Source organism: Streptomyces sp. TRM49041 (assembly GCF_008271805.1).
Lineage (GTDB): Bacteria > Actinomycetota > Actinomycetes > Streptomycetales > Streptomycetaceae > Streptomyces.
Genome location: NZ_VSRY01000041.1, coordinates 15,726 through 31,678, shown reverse-complemented (window position 1 = coordinate 31,678; position 15,953 = coordinate 15,726). Strand labels below are relative to the sequence as shown.

At 72.8% G+C, this 15,953-nt stretch carries 15 protein-coding genes and 1 tRNA gene; 13 read left to right on the top strand and 3 right to left on the bottom strand.

Annotated elements, in window-relative coordinates:
- Window positions 1-330 precede the first annotated feature (330 nt).
- The 11 genes from FVS66_RS02240 to FVS66_RS02190 all read left to right on the top strand — a co-directional run bounded on the left by FVS66_RS02240 (window position 331) and on the right by FVS66_RS02190 (window position 13,399).
- Entirely contained in the window at window positions 331-1,851 is a 1,521-nt protein-coding gene (locus tag FVS66_RS02240) for a hypothetical protein (RefSeq protein ID WP_149179249.1), read from the top strand.
- A 224-nt stretch (window positions 1,852-2,075) separates the two neighbouring features.
- Complete coding sequence (locus FVS66_RS02235) at window positions 2,076-3,332, top strand: ATP-grasp domain-containing protein (protein ID WP_149179248.1); 1,257 nt, start codon at window positions 2,076-2,078, stop codon at window positions 3,330-3,332.
- Window positions 3,329-4,162 (top strand): Rossmann-like domain-containing protein, encoded by an 834-nt coding sequence (locus FVS66_RS02230; protein WP_149179247.1) that lies wholly within the window; start codon window positions 3,329-3,331, stop codon window positions 4,160-4,162. Before FVS66_RS02235 ends, FVS66_RS02230 begins: the two co-directional genes overlap by 4 nt.
- Window positions 4,159-5,241: a cysteine synthase family protein gene (locus tag FVS66_RS02225; protein ID WP_149179246.1), complete on the top strand. Its 1,083-nt coding sequence runs from the start codon at window positions 4,159-4,161 to the stop codon at window positions 5,239-5,241. The genes FVS66_RS02230 and FVS66_RS02225 overlap by 4 nt, the downstream gene beginning before the upstream one ends.
- Window positions 5,238-6,284, top strand: a complete 1,047-nt coding sequence (locus FVS66_RS02220; RefSeq protein WP_149179245.1) for a dipeptide epimerase — start codon at window positions 5,238-5,240, stop codon at window positions 6,282-6,284. Before FVS66_RS02225 ends, FVS66_RS02220 begins: the two co-directional genes overlap by 4 nt.
- On the top strand, window positions 6,281-7,543 hold the full coding sequence (locus FVS66_RS02215; protein WP_149179244.1) for an MFS transporter: 1,263 nt from the start codon (window positions 6,281-6,283) through the stop codon (window positions 7,541-7,543). Before FVS66_RS02220 ends, FVS66_RS02215 begins: the two co-directional genes overlap by 4 nt.
- A 10-nt stretch (window positions 7,544-7,553) precedes the next feature.
- A complete protein-coding gene (locus FVS66_RS02210) occupies window positions 7,554-8,363 on the top strand; it encodes a class I SAM-dependent methyltransferase (protein WP_262386757.1) in 810 nt (269 codons plus the stop codon).
- A gap of 116 nt (window positions 8,364-8,479) precedes the next feature.
- Complete coding sequence (locus tag FVS66_RS02205) at window positions 8,480-10,081, top strand: ABC transporter substrate-binding protein (RefSeq protein ID WP_149179261.1); 1,602 nt, start codon at window positions 8,480-8,482, stop codon at window positions 10,079-10,081.
- Window positions 10,078-11,031, top strand: a complete 954-nt coding sequence (locus FVS66_RS02200) for an ABC transporter permease (protein ID WP_149179243.1) — start codon at window positions 10,078-10,080, stop codon at window positions 11,029-11,031. Before FVS66_RS02205 ends, FVS66_RS02200 begins: the two co-directional genes overlap by 4 nt.
- Window positions 11,028-11,813: an ABC transporter permease subunit gene (locus FVS66_RS35650; protein ID WP_149179242.1), complete on the top strand. Its 786-nt coding sequence runs from the start codon at window positions 11,028-11,030 to the stop codon at window positions 11,811-11,813. The genes FVS66_RS02200 and FVS66_RS35650 overlap by 4 nt, the downstream gene beginning before the upstream one ends.
- On the top strand, window positions 11,810-13,399 hold the full coding sequence (locus tag FVS66_RS02190; RefSeq protein WP_262386756.1) for an ABC transporter ATP-binding protein: 1,590 nt from the start codon (window positions 11,810-11,812) through the stop codon (window positions 13,397-13,399). The genes FVS66_RS35650 and FVS66_RS02190 overlap by 4 nt, the downstream gene beginning before the upstream one ends.
- A gap of 192 nt (window positions 13,400-13,591) precedes the next feature.
- Here the strand turns inward: FVS66_RS02190 and FVS66_RS02185 are convergent, their stop codons facing one another.
- Together FVS66_RS02185 and FVS66_RS02180 are read right to left on the bottom strand one after the other, a co-directional pair.
- On the bottom strand, window positions 13,592-14,104 hold the full coding sequence (locus FVS66_RS02185; protein WP_149179241.1) for a hypothetical protein: 513 nt from the start codon (window positions 14,102-14,104) through the stop codon (window positions 13,592-13,594).
- On the bottom strand, window positions 14,094-14,402 hold the full coding sequence (locus FVS66_RS02180) for a hypothetical protein (protein ID WP_149179240.1): 309 nt from the start codon (window positions 14,400-14,402) through the stop codon (window positions 14,094-14,096). Before FVS66_RS02180 ends, FVS66_RS02185 begins: the two co-directional genes overlap by 11 nt.
- 78 nt (window positions 14,403-14,480) lie before the next feature.
- Here FVS66_RS02180 and FVS66_RS02175 point away from each other — a divergent pair, with 78 nt between their 5' ends.
- Both FVS66_RS02175 and FVS66_RS02170 read left to right on the top strand, forming a co-directional pair.
- Window positions 14,481-14,756, top strand: a complete 276-nt coding sequence (locus FVS66_RS02175) for a hypothetical protein (protein ID WP_149179239.1) — start codon at window positions 14,481-14,483, stop codon at window positions 14,754-14,756.
- A 183-nt stretch (window positions 14,757-14,939) separates the two neighbouring features.
- A complete protein-coding gene (locus FVS66_RS02170) occupies window positions 14,940-15,527 on the top strand; it encodes a hypothetical protein (protein ID WP_262386755.1) in 588 nt (195 codons plus the stop codon).
- A gap of 144 nt (window positions 15,528-15,671) precedes the next feature.
- On the opposite strand, the gene FVS66_RS02165 is transcribed toward FVS66_RS02170, so the two are convergent.
- Window positions 15,672-15,744, bottom strand: a tRNA-Arg gene (locus tag FVS66_RS02165).
- Window positions 15,745-15,953 lie beyond the last annotated feature (209 nt).

The window sequence follows — 15,953 nt, the reverse complement described above, 5'->3', positions numbered from 1 at the left end:
GACGGTGGAACCGGACGGCGCGGGCCGCGCGCCGCCGCACAAGGGGGGCTTATGAACGACGCATGGGGAAGACCGCCGGAGGACGGGCGGCCGGCAGGCCCGGGGGGCGACGAGAGCGGGCCGGGCGGACCGGGCGGGCCCGGTGTGTCCGGCGGCTCATGGGCACCGGAACCACCGGCGGCGACGGGATGGCCCGGCGGTCCCGGCGGGCCTGGTGGTCCTGGTGCCCAGGGATCGCCCGGCGGGCAGGCACCCGGTGCCTGGCCCGGCGGCGCCGGTGCGCAGGGCGTACCGACCTGGCCCGGGATGCCGCCCGGGGGGCCGCCGCCCATGCCCGGTCACGCGCCGAGCGTCGGACCGCCCGACCGGTCGCGGGCGCTGGCCGTGGCGCTGCTCAACCTCTCGTGCCTCGGGCTCGGGTACGCAGCGCTGCGGCACTGGTGGTCGGCCGCCGTGTGCTGGGCCGCGACGGGGGGGCTGCTGTTCGTCGCGCTGCCGGCCGAGCCCGACGGCGTACCGGCCGGGGTGCTCGTCGCGTACGGGGTGTTCCTGCTGCTGGTCGCCGTGGACGGCGCGCGGCGGGGGCTGCGTACGCCCCTGGCCGCGCCGCTGCCGGGGCCGCGCCTGGCGCTGGTGGTGGCGTTCGCGCTGCTCGCCGTGCCGGTGGCGGGCGCCTGGGCGCACGGCGGGGCGCGGGAGGAGGCCAGGCAGCAGGAGCTGCTGGCGCGGCTGGCGGCGGCGGACACCCTGGTCGACGAGGCCGCCGGGCGGCGGGACTTCGGCGACGCCGAGGGCGAGTACCGGCGTGCCCTGCGCGCCTACGCGGAGCTCGGCACCGAGCACGCCGCCTCCCGCGCGGGCAAGCTCGTCCCCGAGCGCCTCGACGCGTACTACGAGACGGTGGCCACCCCGTACCGGGAGGGCAGGCACTGTGCCGCCGTCGCGCCCCTGAAGCATCTGCGGACCGTGCCCGACACGGTCGACCGCGCCCTGCTGGGCGACCTCGTGACCTGGCCGGACGAGCCGCTGGCGCACGCGTGGCGGGAGTGCGGCATGGAGGGCCTCGGCACGGCGTCGGACACCAGGGAGGCGGGCACGCACCTCCGCGACCTGCTGACGACCTTCCCGGAGTCGCCGCACGCCCGGCAGGTGGAGTCCGGGATACGGGGCCGGATCAAGACCCGCTCCGCCGCGCTCTCCGGCAGCACGGCACCCTGCCGGGTCTCCGACGAGCTGTCCCGCATCCGCACCACCGTCGGGCGCCTGCCCGGCGCGACGGCCCGCGCCCTGCGCGGTGACGCGGACGCGTCCGTGCGCCGCGGCATGTACGCGTGCGGCGTCGACCAGTTCAAGGACAAGAAGTTCAGCTCCGCGAAGCGCACCATGACCCGGTACGCCGACCGCTACCCGACCAGCACGCTCGCCGGCCGCGCCAGGAACATCGCCATCGCCGCCGAGATCGCGGCCCGCCGCCCCGCCGCGGGCCGCGCCCTTCCGCCGGTCACCGTGCCGCGCGGCACCCGGCTCACCCTGGTGGTCACCAACGACGGCCCGGGCGCGGTCGACCTGCTCTACACGGGCCCGGTCACCGGCACCGCCAACGTCAAGGGGTGCGCGGGCTGTTCGACGTACCCGAGCAGGACGGCGGGCCGCACCGGCGGCTGCAAGAGCACGTCGACCTCGTACCCGAAGACCACCCTCCGGCTGCCCCCGGGCGAGTACCACTTCCTCTACAAGCACGCCCGGACCGCCTCGACGGCGGGCTTCGTCCGCACATACAGCGACGGTGTGAAGATCCGGTCCGGCTACCGCTACACCAGCTGCCTCTACGTCTTCCGCAGCACCCTCTGACGACAGCGCCGGGCATCCCCGCGGGCGCTCCGGCACGGGTTCCCGAACCGCACGGCGCCGACACCGGCGCCGTGCGGTTCGTGTTGCGGGCACAGAAGCGATGACTTATCAGATGACAATGAAAACGATTATCGTTACTATCCTCTTCGGTCCGACAGGCATGCCCCCGAAACGGCAGCCGGACGTGACAGCAGTTCTCAACCGTGCTGGGAAGAGGAGAAGTCGTGGCTCATCTGCTGATGGTCGAGAGCTGGGTCGGATCGATGAGCAGACTGCTGCCACGGGCGATCCGCGAGGGAGGCCACGAGTTCACCTTCCTCACCCGCGATCTGCACCACTATCTGCGCTCCGCACCCGAGGGCACCGCCCATCCGCTGCTGGCCGCCCGCCATGTGCTGACAGCCGACACCAACGACACGGAGACCCTGCTGCCCTTCGTCGAGGCGGCCCATCGGACCCTGGGCTTCGACGGGGTGATCACCTCCTGCGACTACTACCTCCCGACGGCCGCCCGCACGGCAGCGCGCCTGGGTCTGCCCGGTCCCACGCCGGAAGCGGTGGAGTCGGCGTGCCGCAAGGACGCGACCCGCCGGGCCCTGGCCGACGCCGGCCTGCCCGGGCCGCGCTTCGCGGTGTGCGCGGACTGGTCCGCAGCCGCCGAAGCGGCCCGCGAGATCGGCTACCCCCTGGTGCTCAAGCCGGTGGACCTGTGCGCCGGGATGTTCGTACGCCGGGTCGACGACGAAGCCGCCCTCGCACACGCCCACCGCGCCCTGGCGGCCTTCCCCGTCAACGCGCGCGGGCAGCGCCGCGCCCCCGTCGTCCTGCTCGAAGAACTCCTCGAAGGGCCCGAGGTCAGCGTGGAGGCCGTGTCGTACGGCGGTACGGCCCACGTGGTCGGTGTGACGGACAAGAGTGTCGGCGGGGCGCCCGCCTTCATCGAGACCGGCCACATGTTCCCCGCCGCCCTGTCGCCGGCCGACACCGAGGCGGCCGAGGAGACCGCGCTGCGAGCGCTCAAGGCCCTGGGCCTCGACGGCGTCGTGACGCACACCGAGATCAAGCTGACGGCCGACGGACCGCGCGTGGTCGAGGTCAACCCCCGGCCCGCAGGGAACCGCATCACCGAACTCATACGCCATGTGACCGGCATCGACCTCGCCGCCGCCTGCGTGGACGTCGCCCTGGGCCGCGAACCGGACCTGCGCCGTCGGCCCACCGGCTTGAAGAGCGCCGCCATCGGCTTCCTGGTGCCGTACGACGACGGAGCGCTGGAGGCCGTCGACGGCGCCGAAGCGGTGGCCGCGGCGAGCGGCCTGCTGGAACTCCGGCTCGCCGAACCCGGCAAGGAGGTCAAGGCGGCGGGCAGCAACAACGAATACCTCGGCCACGTCATGGCCGGCGACGCGGAGGGACTGGGCGCCCGCGACCGCGTCGCGGCGCTGCTCGCGGAGCTCCGTCCCCGGGTGGTGAGCCGATGACCACCCTCACCGGCCCCCAGCCCACGGCGTCCTCGTACGACGAACTCGTCGAGCGCGTCCTCGCGGGGGACATCGGCCCCGACCCGCGCGGGCAGCGGATCGCGGTGGCGTTCACCACCCGGCAGGCGGTACGCCACGACGGCCGGCGCGGCGGCTACCGCAACGAAGTGCTGAGCCTGCGCCTCGGCGAAGCGGTGGGCTCCTGCGCCGTGGAGCCGGGCGGGCTGCCGGACGGCGCCGTCGAGGACTGCGTCGGAGCGGACATCGCCCGGCTCCTCGGCCACGAGCTGCCGCCGGTACGGGTGGCCGCGCTCGACGCGTACCTGATGCACGTCCTGCCGCACGGGACCGCCGGCGGCGCGCGGGCGTGCCCCCTGCCCGCGGGCACTTCGCTGGAGAAGTCCCGGGCGAGGGCACGGGCCGTCGTGGAGCTGGTCGACGCCGCGCCCGGAAGCGCCGTTCTGGTCGTGGGCGTGGTCAACTCGCTGCTGGAGGCGCTGCGGGCACGCGGACTGACCTACGTCCCCTGCGACCTCAAGGGCGGCACCACCGAGTGGGGAGAGCCGGTGCGCACCGACGCCCGCGCGGAGCTGGAGCGTTGCGACGCCGTCCTGGCCTCGGGCATGACCCTGGGCAACGGCACCTTCGAGCCCCTGCGGGAGCACGCGCTGCGGTACGGCAAGCCGCTGGTGATGTTCGCCCAGACCGGCAGCGCGGTGCTGCCGCGGCTCATCGGCGCCGGAGTGAGCGCCGTGTGCGCGGAGCCGTACCCCTTCTTCTGGCTGGACGGCGGGCCCGGAACCGTTCACCGCTACGGGGGTGTCCGGTGACCACCGCCCTCCTGACCGCGACGGGCAACCAGGATCTGCTCGGCCTGCTCGGCCGCACCCCCCTCGCCCGCGTCACCGTCGACCTGCCCTGCCCTCAGCCGGGATTCTGGGCGAAGCTGGAAGGGCTCGGCGTCGGCGGGATGAAGGCGCGGGCCGCAGTCTCCATGCTGCGCGGGGCCAGGGAGCGCGGTGAGCTGCGGCCCGGCGCCCCCGTGGTGGAGTCCACCTCCGGGACCCTCGGCATCGGCCTGGCCTTCGCAGGGCAGGCGCTGGGACATCCGATCGTGCTGGTCGGCGACATCGAGCTGGAGCCGTCGATGCGGCAGCTGCTGCGCGCGTACGGCGCCCGGCTGGAGCTGGTCGACCGCCCGGCGGCCGACGGCGGCTGGCAGGCCGCCCGCCTCGCGAGGCTCCGCGGGCTGCTGGCGACGCTGCCCGACGCGTACTGGCCCGACCAGTACAACAACCCCGACAACACGGCGGGTTACGCGTCGCTCGCCGCCGAGCTGACCGCCCAGCTCGACCACCTCGACGTGCTGGTGTGCAGCGTGGGAACCGGCGGCCACAGCGCGGGCATCGTCGGCCCGCTGCGGCGCAGCCGGCCGGGACTCCGGCTGATCGGTGTGGACGCCACCGGGTCCACGATCTTCGGCCAGCCCGCCCGGCCCCGGCTCATGCGCGGCCTCGGCAGCAGCATCCACCCGCGCAACGTCGCCTACGACGCCTTCGACGAAGTCCACTGGGTCGGCCCGGCCGAGGCCGCCGACGCCTGCCGCCGACTGGCTTTCGGCAATTTCGTCAGCGGCGGCTGGAGCACCGGAGCCGTCGCCCTCGTCGCCGCCTGGGCCGCCCGGGTCCACCCGGGCGCCGTGGTCGCCACCGTCTTCCCCGACGGACCGCACCGCTACCTCGGCAGCGTGTACGACGACGACTTCATGACCGCCCACGGGCTAGCCCAGGCCGCCGTGGCCACCCGCCCGGTCGAGATCCCGCACCCCGGGGCCGTGGAGGCCACCGGATGGGCCAGGTGCCGTGCCGTCACCGACCCCCTCGACACGACGGCGGAGGAAACCGCGTGAAGACCAGCCGGCGAACCGTACGCCTTCGGCTCACCGAACCGCTCCGTATCTCCCGCTCCACGATGGCGGCCCGGGAGGCGGTGTGGCTCACCGTCGAGCACGAAGGGCAGCGGGGCCACGGCGAGGCCGTCACCAGCGTCTACTACGGCCTCGACGCGGACACCCTGGTACGACTGATGCGGACCGAGTCCCGGTGGCTGGCCGGCTTCGGCACACCCGAGACCGCCCTGGAGGCTCTGCGGCACGAGGGCCGACGGGACACCCCGCCAGCCGTCACCGCGGCTGTCGAGTCCGCGCTGCTCGACCTCGTGGGCAAGCGCGCGGGCATCCCGGCCCACCGACTCCTCGGTACCCAAGCACCTCCGCGCGGGGCGACCGCCCGCACCATCGGCATCACCCCGCCGGGAAGGGCCGAGGCCCAGGCGGCACGCCTGGTGCGCGACGGCTTCACGGTCCTCAAGGTCAAGGCCGGGAGCCCCGACCCGTCCGAGGACATCGCACGCGTACGGGCCGTCCGCGCCGCCGCTCCGCACACGCGGCTGCTGCTGGACCCCAACGGTGCCTGGGACAAGGAGACGGCCGAGAAGCTGCTCCCGCTCTTCGCCGGGCTGGGCGTCGAGGCCGTCGAGCAGCCGCTCGCCCCGGGCGACCCCGAGACGCTGGCGAAGCTCGCTGAACGCTCACCGCTGCCGATCATCGCCGACGAGGACGCGGTCGGGCACGAGGACGCCCGCCGACTCGCCGGCCGCGTGCAGGGCATCAACGTCAAGCTCGCCAAGTGCGGCGGTGTCGCGGCGGCGCTGCGGATCGCCGAGCTGATCGAGGGCACCGGCACCGAGCTGATGCTCGGCTGCCTGACCGCCAGCACGCTCGGCATCGCCCCCGCCGTCCATCTCGCCGACCGGGCCCGGTGGCTCGACCTCGACGGGCACCTGCTTCTCGCGCACGATCCGTGGACCGGCATCGGCGGCACCGACGGCACCGTACGGACGAGCCCGAACCCCGGCCTCGGAGTGCGCCGCTCCGAGGAGGCCCGGACGTGAGGACATGGCGCGAGATCCGCGGCTTCCCGCTCGCCATCCGGCTCCTCCTGGTCAACCAACTCGGTGTCAACACCGGCTTCTACCTGCTCGTCCCCTATCTCGCCCTGCACATGAGCGAGGACCTGGGGATGTCGGCGGCGGTCGTCGGCATCGTGCTCGGCGTGCGCAACCTGAGCCAGCAGGGTCTGTTCCTCATCGGCGGCTCGGCGTCGGACCGCCTCGGCGCACGGGGCGTCATCATCGCCGGATGCGCGCTGCGTACCGTCGGCTTCGGGCTGTTCGCCCTGGGCGACGGCCTGCCCGTACTCCTCGGTGCCTCCGTGCTCAGCGGGCTGGCCGGGGCGCTCTTCAACCCCGCCGTGCGGGCCTATCTCGCCCTGGAGGCGGGGGAGCGCAAGGCGGAGGCGTTCGCGCTGTTCAACGTGTTCGCCACCACGGGCGCGCTGATCGGGCCGCTCCTCGGCAGCGCCCTGCTGCTGGTCGACTTCCGTGCCTCCGCGCTCACCGCGGCCGGCATCTTCGCCGTACTCACCATCGCCCAGGCGTTGGCGCTGCCCGCCCGCACGGTGCCACCGACCGGGAACAGCGTCCTCGCGGACTGGCGGGAGGCCGCCGGGAACCGACGGTTCCTGGCCTTCGCCCTGGCCATGGTGGGCCTGTTCACCATGGAGAACCAGCTGTACCTGCTGATCCCCGACGGCGCGCGGCGCGCCACCGGCTGGGACGGCGCGGCCGGGCTCGTCTTCCTCGCCGGTACCCTCACCAACCTCTGGCTGCAGCTGCGCATCACCCGCGCGCTGAAGAAGCGGGGCAGCAGGGCGCGCTGGATCAGCGCCGGACTCGCGCTGATGGGGCTGTCCTTCGTCCCGCCGCTGGCGGTGGCGGGGCACGGGACGGCTCCCGACGGCCTCGCGGACGCGGCGCTGCGCGCGCTGCCCGTTCTGGCCGGCGCCCTGCTGCTCCACCTCGGCGTGATGATCGCCCAGCCGTTCGTGATGGAACTGATCCCCGGCTTCGGGCGACCCGAACTCACCGGCACCTACTTCGGGCTGTTCTACGTGGTCTCCGGCATCGCCGCCGCCGTGGGCAACACCGTCGTCGGCTGGGCCATGGACGCGGGTGAGCGCATGGGCGCGCGGTGGCTCCCCTGGGCCTGCTGCCTGGCCTTCGGCCTGGTGTCCGCGGCCGCGGTCGGCCGGCTGCACCGGCGCCGTGTCCTGCCCGCCGCGTCGCCACCCGTACCGACGGCGACGGCGTGAGGACACACGGATGACGAAACGGATGACCGACTCGCTCAGCAGGAACCTGCTCACCGACAACCCGGCGCTGTACGAGGCCCGTTTCCCCGACCCCGGACGGCTCGCGGGCCGCTGGGCGGAGGACCGCCTCCGCGGGTACGGAGCCGGGGCGCGCGTCCTGGACATGGGCTGCGGCACCGGCCGGGACGCCGCCCATCTGCATGCCTCCGGCCGTACGGTCACCGGCGCCGACCTTTCCGAGGCGATGCTGGAGTACGCCCGCGCCCACCACCCCGGCCCGGAGTACGTCCGGGCCGACCTGCGCGCCTTCGACCTGAAGGCGACCTTCGACGCGGTGGTCTGCCTGGACAGCGCACTGCTGTACTGCCACACCAACGAGGACCTCGACGGCTTCCTGACCTCCTGCCGCGCCGCCCTCGCGCCCGGCGGCCTGCTCGTCGCGGAGATGCGCAACGGCGCCTTCTTCCTCGGCCGTACGGAACTGCTCGACGCGCCGTCCGTGGGCGGCTTCACCTGGGAGGGCACGGCCTACACGGCCACCACCACCCTGTACGTCGACCGGGCCGCGCAACTCCTGCGCCGCACCCGGGTGTGGACCTCGGACGACGGATCGCCGCCGGTCGAACAGCGCTCCGCGTGGCGGCTCCTCCTCCCGCAGGAGCTGCGCCACCTCCTCGCCGCTCACGGCTTCGAGGTGCTCGCCCTGTACGACGGACCGGGTCCGCGCACCGACCCGCCGTGGCGCGAGGGCGACCTGCCGGCCAGGACGGCCGACGCCGACCGGCTGCACCTCGTCGCCCGGCTGACGCGCTCCGCCTGAGCCCCTGACTGCCGCCCCCCCGCGCCGACAACCGCTCGCACAGCAAGGACACCGCCATGAACGACGGCCCCATGAACGACGGCCCTGTCAACGACGACCGCATCAACGACGAACCCATGAGCGCGGCCGTCCTCGACTCCCGCTTCCCCGGACTGCGCCGCCGGGGCTTCCTCGCCGCCGCCGGAGGCGTGGCCGGTCTCGGCGCGCTCACGCTCGCCGGCTGCGCCGGTTCCGGTTCCGGTTCCGCCGACGACCCGGCAGCCAAGGGAGGCGGCGGCAAGCCCACGCGCGGCGGACGGCTTCGCGCCGCCTTCGCCGGCGGTGGCGCGAGCGAGACCCTCGACCCGCACTCCGCGAGCCTCTTCGCGGATGTCGCCCGCGCCAAGGCTCTCTTCGACAAGCTGGCCGACTACGGCCCGGACCTGTCGGCCCAGCCGCGTCTCGCCTCCGCCTGGGAGCCGAACGCGGGCCTGGACCGCTGGAAGGTCACGCTGCGCGAGGCCGCGTTCCACGACGGCAGGCCGGTCACCGCTGCCGACGTCCTGTACAGCTACCGACGCATCGCCGACCCCGAGAAGGCGTTCCGCGCCAAGGCGTCGCTGGAGCCCGTCGACCTGAAGGCCAGCCGTGCGCTGGACGACCGGACCGTCGAGTTCGTCCTCAAGCGCCCGACTGCCGAGTTCCCCAACGTGCTCGCCGCGTTCGGGGCGTACATCGTCCCTGAAGGCGAGCAGGACTTCGACAAGAAGGCCGTCGGCAGCGGCCCGTTCCGCTTCGTCTCCTTCGCCCCGGGCAAGTCCGCCGTCTTCAGGCGCAACGACGACCACTGGGACGGCGCCCCCTACCTGGACGAGCTGGAGTTCGTCGTCGCCAACGAGGAGTCCGCCCGCGTCAACGCCCTCCTCGGCGGCCAGATCGAGTACGCGCACGAACTCAACCCCACCACCGCCCGCGCCCACGAGGGCAAGGGACAGATCCAGATCGTCCGGCTCCCGGGCAGCGCCATGCAGGGCTTCGTCATGAAGACCGACCGCCCGCCGTTCGACGACAAGCGCGTGCGAGAGGCGTTCTTCCTGATCGCCGACCGCAAGGAACTGGTCGACGGCGCCCTCTCCGGCGCGGGCGAGATCGGCAACGACCTCTTCGGCAAGGGGTACGAGTACTACGCTGCCGGGCTGCCGCAGCGCGAGCAGGACCTCGACCGGGCCAGGGCGCTGCTCAAGCAGGCCGGAGCCGACGGCCTCACGGTCACCCTCGACACCTCCCCCGTCGCCGCCGGATTCACCGAGGCCGCCACGATCTTCCGCGACCAGGCCGCCAAGGCCGGCGTCACCATCACCGTCAAGACCGGCAGCAAGGACAGCTACTGGAAGGACATCCTCGACAACGGCACCCTCGCCTCGTACCGCTCCGGCGCCATGCCCATCGAGGCCCACATCTCCCAGCGCCTGCTCACCGACTCCACCACCAACGCCACCAAGTGGCACCACAAGGACTTCGACGCCCTCTACCAGCAGGCGCAGTCCACCCGCGACAAGAAGGAGCGCGCCGCCGTCTACGAGCGCATGCAGCGCCGCCTGCACGCCGAAGGCGGCTTCCTGATCTGGGGCTTCGCCGACTGGATCATCGGCACCGCCCGCAATGTCCAGGGCGTCGAGACCAAGGCGCCCGCCAACTCCGTCGACTGGGCCCGCTTCGACAAGGTATGGCTCGCGTGACCGGACCACGGTCCTGGATCGCCCGGCGGCTGCTGCTCGGTGCGGCGCAGACGGCAGCCGTCGTGCTGCTCGTCTTCGCACTCACCGAGGCGCTGCCGGGCGACGCCGCCGTCGCCCTCGCCGGGGACCAGCCGGACCCGGCGCGGATCGCGGCCATCAGGGAGGCCATGGACCTGGACCGGCCCGCGCACGAACGTCTGCTGGACTGGGCGGCCGGTCTGCCGCACGGCGACCTCGGCACGTCCCTGGTCTCCGGGCGGCCCGTCAGCACGTACATCACCGACGGCTTCGGACCGACGCTGCTCCTCGCCGCGCTCACGGTCGCGCTGCTCGTCCCGGTCGGCGTCGGCCTCGGCGTCCTCGCCGCCCGCCACGAGGGCAAGCTGGTCGACAAGCTCGTCAGCTCCACGACACTCGGCGCGTACGCGGTACCCGAGTTCGCCCTCGGGGTGTTGCTGATCACGGTGTTCGCCCTGCGCCTGGGCTGGCTGCCGCCGACCGCCGTCGGGTACGGCACCGATCTCCTCGCCCACCCCGCCGCGCTCGTCCTGCCCGTCCTGATCCTGCTGGCCCGCCCGGTGTGCTCCCTGTCCCGACTGGTGCGCGCAGGCATGATCGAGGCGCTGGCCTCGCCGTACGCCGCCCAGGCCCGCCGCTACGGCATCCCCGGCGCCCGCGTCCGGTACGGACACGCACTGCCCAACGCCATCACCCCCGCCGTCCAGCAGCTCGCCCGCACCGTCGACTGGCTGCTGGGCGGGGTCATCGTCGTGGAGGCGCTGTTCGTGATCCCGGGCCTCGGTACGGTCCTGCTGAACGCCGTCGCCGAGCGTGACGTCCCCGTGGTGCAGGGCCTGGCCGTCGTCCTCGGCGTCACCACCGTCGTCCTCAACCTCGGCGCCGACCTGGTCGCCCGCCGCCTCGCGCCCCGGTCGGAGGTGGCGGCATGAAGCCCCGCTTCGCACTCGGGGCCGTCATTGTCGGCGTACCACTGCTCCTCGCCCTCCTCGGGCCGCTGTTCGCGGGCGAACCGGGTCCACGTGCCGCCTCGTTCACGCCGGGCGGCGGGCACTGGCTGGGCACCGACTTCGTCGGCAGGGACGTCTGGCGGCAGATTCTGCTCGGCGGCCGGTCCGTGGTGCTCGTCGCTCTCGCCGCGACCGCGCTCGCCTACCTGGCCGCCCTTCCTCTTGGGCTGATCAGCGCACTCACCCACCGCGCCTGGCTGGAGGACGTGCTGATGCGGCCCCTGGACGTGCTGCTCGCCGTGCCGTCACTGCTGATGATCCTGCTCGTCGCCTCGGTGTTCACCCCGGGCGCTGTGGGCCTGGCCCTGCTGGTGGCGTTCGTGAACATCCCGGACGCGGCTCGTATCGTCCGCGCCGCCGCGGCGGCGGTCTCGTCCCGCCCGGCGGTCGAAGCGCTCCGCATGCAGGGGGAGACCTGGTGGCGGACGGCCGTCGGCCATGTCGGCAGGTCGGTCGCGCGGACGCTGGCCGCCGACGCGGGCGTACGGCTCACCGGGGTGCTCTATCTCGTGGCCACCGCGGCGTTCCTCGGCGTCGGCGTCGAACCGGACGCCGCCGACTGGGCGGTGATGGTGGACCGCAACCGCACCGGACTGTTCGTCCAGCCCTGGGCCGTGGTGGTGCCGGCCGTGCTGATCGTCGCCCTCACCATGGGCGGCAACCTGCTCGCCGACGCCGCACTGGAGAAGAGGAGGAGAACGTGAATCCGGTCGCCGAGATCACGGATCTGCGTGTCGAGATCGACGGCCGGGCGATCGTCGACGGAGTGGACCTCCGTGTCCCACCCGGAAAGATCACGGCGCTGGTCGGCGCGTCCGGCAGCGGCAAGACGACCACGGGCCTCGCCCTGCTGGGCGCGTACCCGGCCGGCGCTCGCGTCACGGGGGACGTCCGCGTCCCGGACGGCCTGGTCGGCTATGTGCCGCAGCACCCGGGCGCCGTCCTCAACCCCGCACGCCGGATCGGCGCCCTGCTGCGGGACATCGCCCGTACGCGCGTACCGCACCTGCCACGGCGCGAGCGCCGGGCCGCCGCGCACGAACGGGTCGTCCGGGCCCTGGCGTCGGCGCAGCTGCCCGACCCGGAGAAGCTGCTGCGGCGCTACCCGCACCAGCTGTCGGGCGGTCAGCAGCAACGCGTCGTCCTGGCACAGGCGCTGCTGCTCGGCGCCAGGGTGATCGTCGCCGACGAACCGACCACAGGGCAGGACGCGCTGACGAAGCGGCGCGTCGTCGAGGAGCTGGCCGCCGTCGCCGGGCAGGGCATCGCCGTCGTCCTGCTCAGCCACGACCTGGAGGTCGTACGGGCACTCGCCGACGAGATTCTGGTCATGCGGGACGGACGCGTGGTGGAGTCGGGGCCGACGGAGCGCGTGTGGACGGCGCCCCGGCACCCCTGGACGCGCCGGCTTCTCGCGGCGGAGCGCCCGGACGGCCGCATCGAGCCGACGAGGGACGGAGCCGAGGTCCTCCAGGTCCACCACCTCACCGCCCGCCACGGCCGTACACCGGTGCTCCGCACGCCCGGGCTCACCCTCCGAACCGGTGAATGCCTGGCCGTGGTGGGCCGTTCGGGCAGCGGCAAGACCACCTTGGGCCGCTGTCTGGCCGGCCTGCACCGGGACCACGACGGCGAGATCCTCCTGGACGGCACACCGCTCCCGCGCAGCCTGCGCGACCGTACGCGAGAACAACTGGCCGCCGTGCAGTACGTCTTCCAGGACGCCGGTTCGGCCTTCGACGAACACCGCCCGGTGCTGGCCCAGGTGGCCCGTACGGCGGTACGGCTGCGGGGGGCGACGGAGGCGGAGGCCCTCGCCGAGGCGGTGCGTACCGTCACGGGTCTCGGCCTGACGGAGGAGCTCGTCCGACGCAGGCCGGCACGGCTGTCCGGCGGCGAGCTCCAGCGCGCCGCGCTCGCCCGTGCCCTGCTCGCCCGGCCGCGGGTGCTGATCTGCGACGAGATCACCTCCGGGCTCGACACGGTGACCCGACGCGGCATTCTGGACACGCTCGCCGGGCTTCTTCGGGAGAGGCGCGACCTGTCCCTCGTCCTGATCACCCACGACCTCCACAGCGCCGCCCTGGCCACGCGTATCGCCGTACTGGACGCCGGCGACATCGTCGAGGAGGACACCGCGGAGAGGGTCCTCACCTCGCCGCGGCACCTGTTCACCGTCGCCCTGATGGAGACGACCGCACAGCTGACGGCTCCGGCCCGTCCCCAGGGCGCCGACGTCGGAACAGGGAGCACAAGAGCGACGGCGTCCAGTCGGACCGACCCGATGTAGGTGCCCCGACTTGTCACAATGCGAAATCCGAGGTCCGCATCGAAGCACCGCTCGTCAGTCTTCTCCCGACGCAAGCGGACGTTCGAGCCTGCCGCAGAGCCGTCCGTGCTCGTCGAGGATGGCAGCAACGTGCAAAGGCCCGGCTCCGTGGCGGCTTCCCGCAACGGAGCCGGGCGATCACCGCTGCCGGCGTCAGATCACGTCCGACGGGTATCCATAATGGGGACCGCCCCGCTCAAAGGCCTGCCACGCCTCCTCCTCGGGACTGGAGCAGTCGGGGAACGCCTCGATGCGGAACCCGCGGCTCGCTTCCAGTACGAGGGTGCCCCCGTCGCCGACGCGCACGTGCTCCACCTGCGGCCGCGCTCCGGCGAGGACGCGTGTGAGAAGCGCCCCGCGCGCGTCGTACACAGTCGAGAACGTGTCGAACGCATCCGGCCCGGCGTCATCGCGCGCGTACGTCATGTCCCGCGATCCGAGGAGGATCTGCCGGTCGCGGAGGAACCGGAAGGCGCACTGGATATGCACCCGCAGATCCTCGCCATGCGGACCCGTGAGCTCGACGACGCCCATACTCGCGGCCCTGCCGACCGAGCGGATCACTGCCCCCTCCAGCAGCCGCCGGACGTCCTCCGCCAGGGTCTCACCGCCGGGCGCGTCGCGGCCCCCCGCGGAACCATCGCCCGCCACTGCGTCAGCATCCATCGAACAACCCCTTGGCCTTGTCGACGACGCGATGGTAGTCGCACCCCTGACCGGTGATCCGGTCGTGCAGGGAGCGTCGTTCGGCAGGGGTCACTTTCCGCCCGAGGTCGCGCTCCACGGTCCGCAGGGCATCGTTGAACTGCTTGTTCTCCGCCTGGTTGCCACGCGGCGAGTGCTTGCCGTCGTCGTCCTGGTTCCCGGAGTCCCAGTTCTTCTTGGCAAGGAGCCCGCCGGGCCGGGGAGCGTGAAGAGTGACGGAGAGATGCCCCTGGGCGCCGGTGTCGCGACGCTCGACCACCGGTACTTCCGGGCGATCGCGCCCGGAAGCGACTACACCCTGAGGTATTTAGGTAGTATGACTACGGAGGTGTTGACGATGACGACGGCGGCGAAGCCGGTGCGCCAGTCCCCGCTGAAGGTGGACCCGGCGACGGACAAATTGATCAGCCAGGGCGCTCATTTCCTGGGGTTGACGAAGAAGGACCTGGTGGCCGAGGCGGTCCGGGCGTATCTGGAGGCGCGCCGTGAGGATCTGCGGTCCGGGATGGTGGAGGCGCTCAGTGTGCTGGATGGGTCGCTGAAATCGGATGTGATGCTGCTGACCGGGCTGACCGCGGAGGAGATCGACGCGGTCGGGGGAATCGAGGAATGAGCGGACCCGTCCCGCTGCGCCCGGCTCGCCCGACGCTGCGTTGCCTGCGCGAGGATCTGGGCCTCACGGTGCCGCCGGTCACGGCGCCGCTGGACGAGATCGACCACCCGATCCTGATCAAGGCGTCTGAGCGGTTCGCGGACGAGGGCGTCAAGCACGAACGCATTCGGTCCGTGGACGACCATGTTGTTCAAGGTCAAGGTGCAGCGGTGGCGCGGCGCGGTATGGCTGGACGCCGACCTGCCGTGGCTGGTCGCGGCGGGCCGGCGCGAGGACGGCTCGGGCGATGACTTCTATGCAGCCCTGGAGGCCGACGGCCGCGCCGCCAGGGCTCTCTACAACGCGGAACATTCCGACGGGCTGAAGACCGCGACGCACACGGCTCACCTCCTGCCCGCACGCGAGGATCACGTCCGGTACCGCGCCGAGGCCGGTGTTCACTTCGTGCGCCGTCTGCGGGCGGCTCTGCTGGACCTGGCGCACGCCACGCTGCGCGACGGTCGTGAGCACGCACGCGAGTTCGACACCTTCACCCTTGGCCTGCAGGTGCGTGCGGACGACGGCCACGAGACATACCTCGCCGTCCGGATCACCGGCTCCGTACCGCCGAACCTGACCGTGCCGATCCTGCGCAACGTCCCCGGCTGCGAGGCCGATGGCTGGTACCCGGAGTACGCCCTGCCCGAGCGGGACCTGCTCCCGGCCGAACAGGCGTGGTCCAACCTCATGGACCCACGTGCGGCTGCCCAGGTGCTGGACGAGGACCGGTAGCCAGGCATCCGTCAGCTCGAACTGTGACCCCGTTGTCGGGGTATGTAGCCACGATCGTGGACAGTCAAGGCGCTTGCCCTCACAGCGATGTGCATCCCGACATGAAACAACCCCTCACGCGTTTCAGCAGGGAGAGGGTATGTGCGCCCCCGGCAGGACTCGAACCTGCGGCCAAGCGCTTAGAAGGCGCCTGCTCTATCCACTGAGCTACGGGGGCCGGTGGTGGCCTTGCGGCCTCTGGAGCCCGGGGTGGGTGGTCCGTGACCTTGCCGGGATCAAGGATAGGGCTCCGATCACCTTGGCCCGGTCGCTTCACCTGCGTGGCACGATGTGGAGGTTCGGTGAAGCGAACCCGATAATCGCAGGCAGGTGCGATTTCCGCAGCGCTTTTCGCGCCTCACGCCTCGGGTGTTGTGCACTCGTTAT

What these genes read in the sequence shown, in the direction of transcription:
- FVS66_RS02240 (WP_149179249.1), top strand. Translation starts at nt 331, where the DNA reads ATGCCCGGTCACGCGCCGAGCGTCGGACCGCCCGACCGGTCGCGGGCG.
- FVS66_RS02230 (WP_149179247.1), top strand. Translation starts at nt 3,329, where the DNA reads ATGACCACCCTCACCGGCCCCCAGCCCACGGCGTCCTCGTACGACGAA.
- FVS66_RS02210 (WP_262386757.1), top strand. Translation starts at nt 7,554, where the DNA reads ATGACGAAACGGATGACCGACTCGCTCAGCAGGAACCTGCTCACCGAC.
- FVS66_RS02205 (WP_149179261.1), top strand. Translation starts at nt 8,480, where the DNA reads ATGAGCGCGGCCGTCCTCGACTCCCGCTTCCCCGGACTGCGCCGCCGG.
- FVS66_RS35650 (WP_149179242.1), top strand. Translation starts at nt 11,028, where the DNA reads ATGAAGCCCCGCTTCGCACTCGGGGCCGTCATTGTCGGCGTACCACTG.
- FVS66_RS02185 (WP_149179241.1), bottom strand. Translation starts at nt 14,104, where the DNA reads ATGGATGCTGACGCAGTGGCGGGCGATGGTTCCGCGGGGGGCCGCGAC.
- FVS66_RS02175 (WP_149179239.1), top strand. Translation starts at nt 14,481, where the DNA reads ATGACGACGGCGGCGAAGCCGGTGCGCCAGTCCCCGCTGAAGGTGGAC.
- FVS66_RS02170 (WP_262386755.1), top strand. Translation starts at nt 14,940, where the DNA reads ATGTTGTTCAAGGTCAAGGTGCAGCGGTGGCGCGGCGCGGTATGGCTG.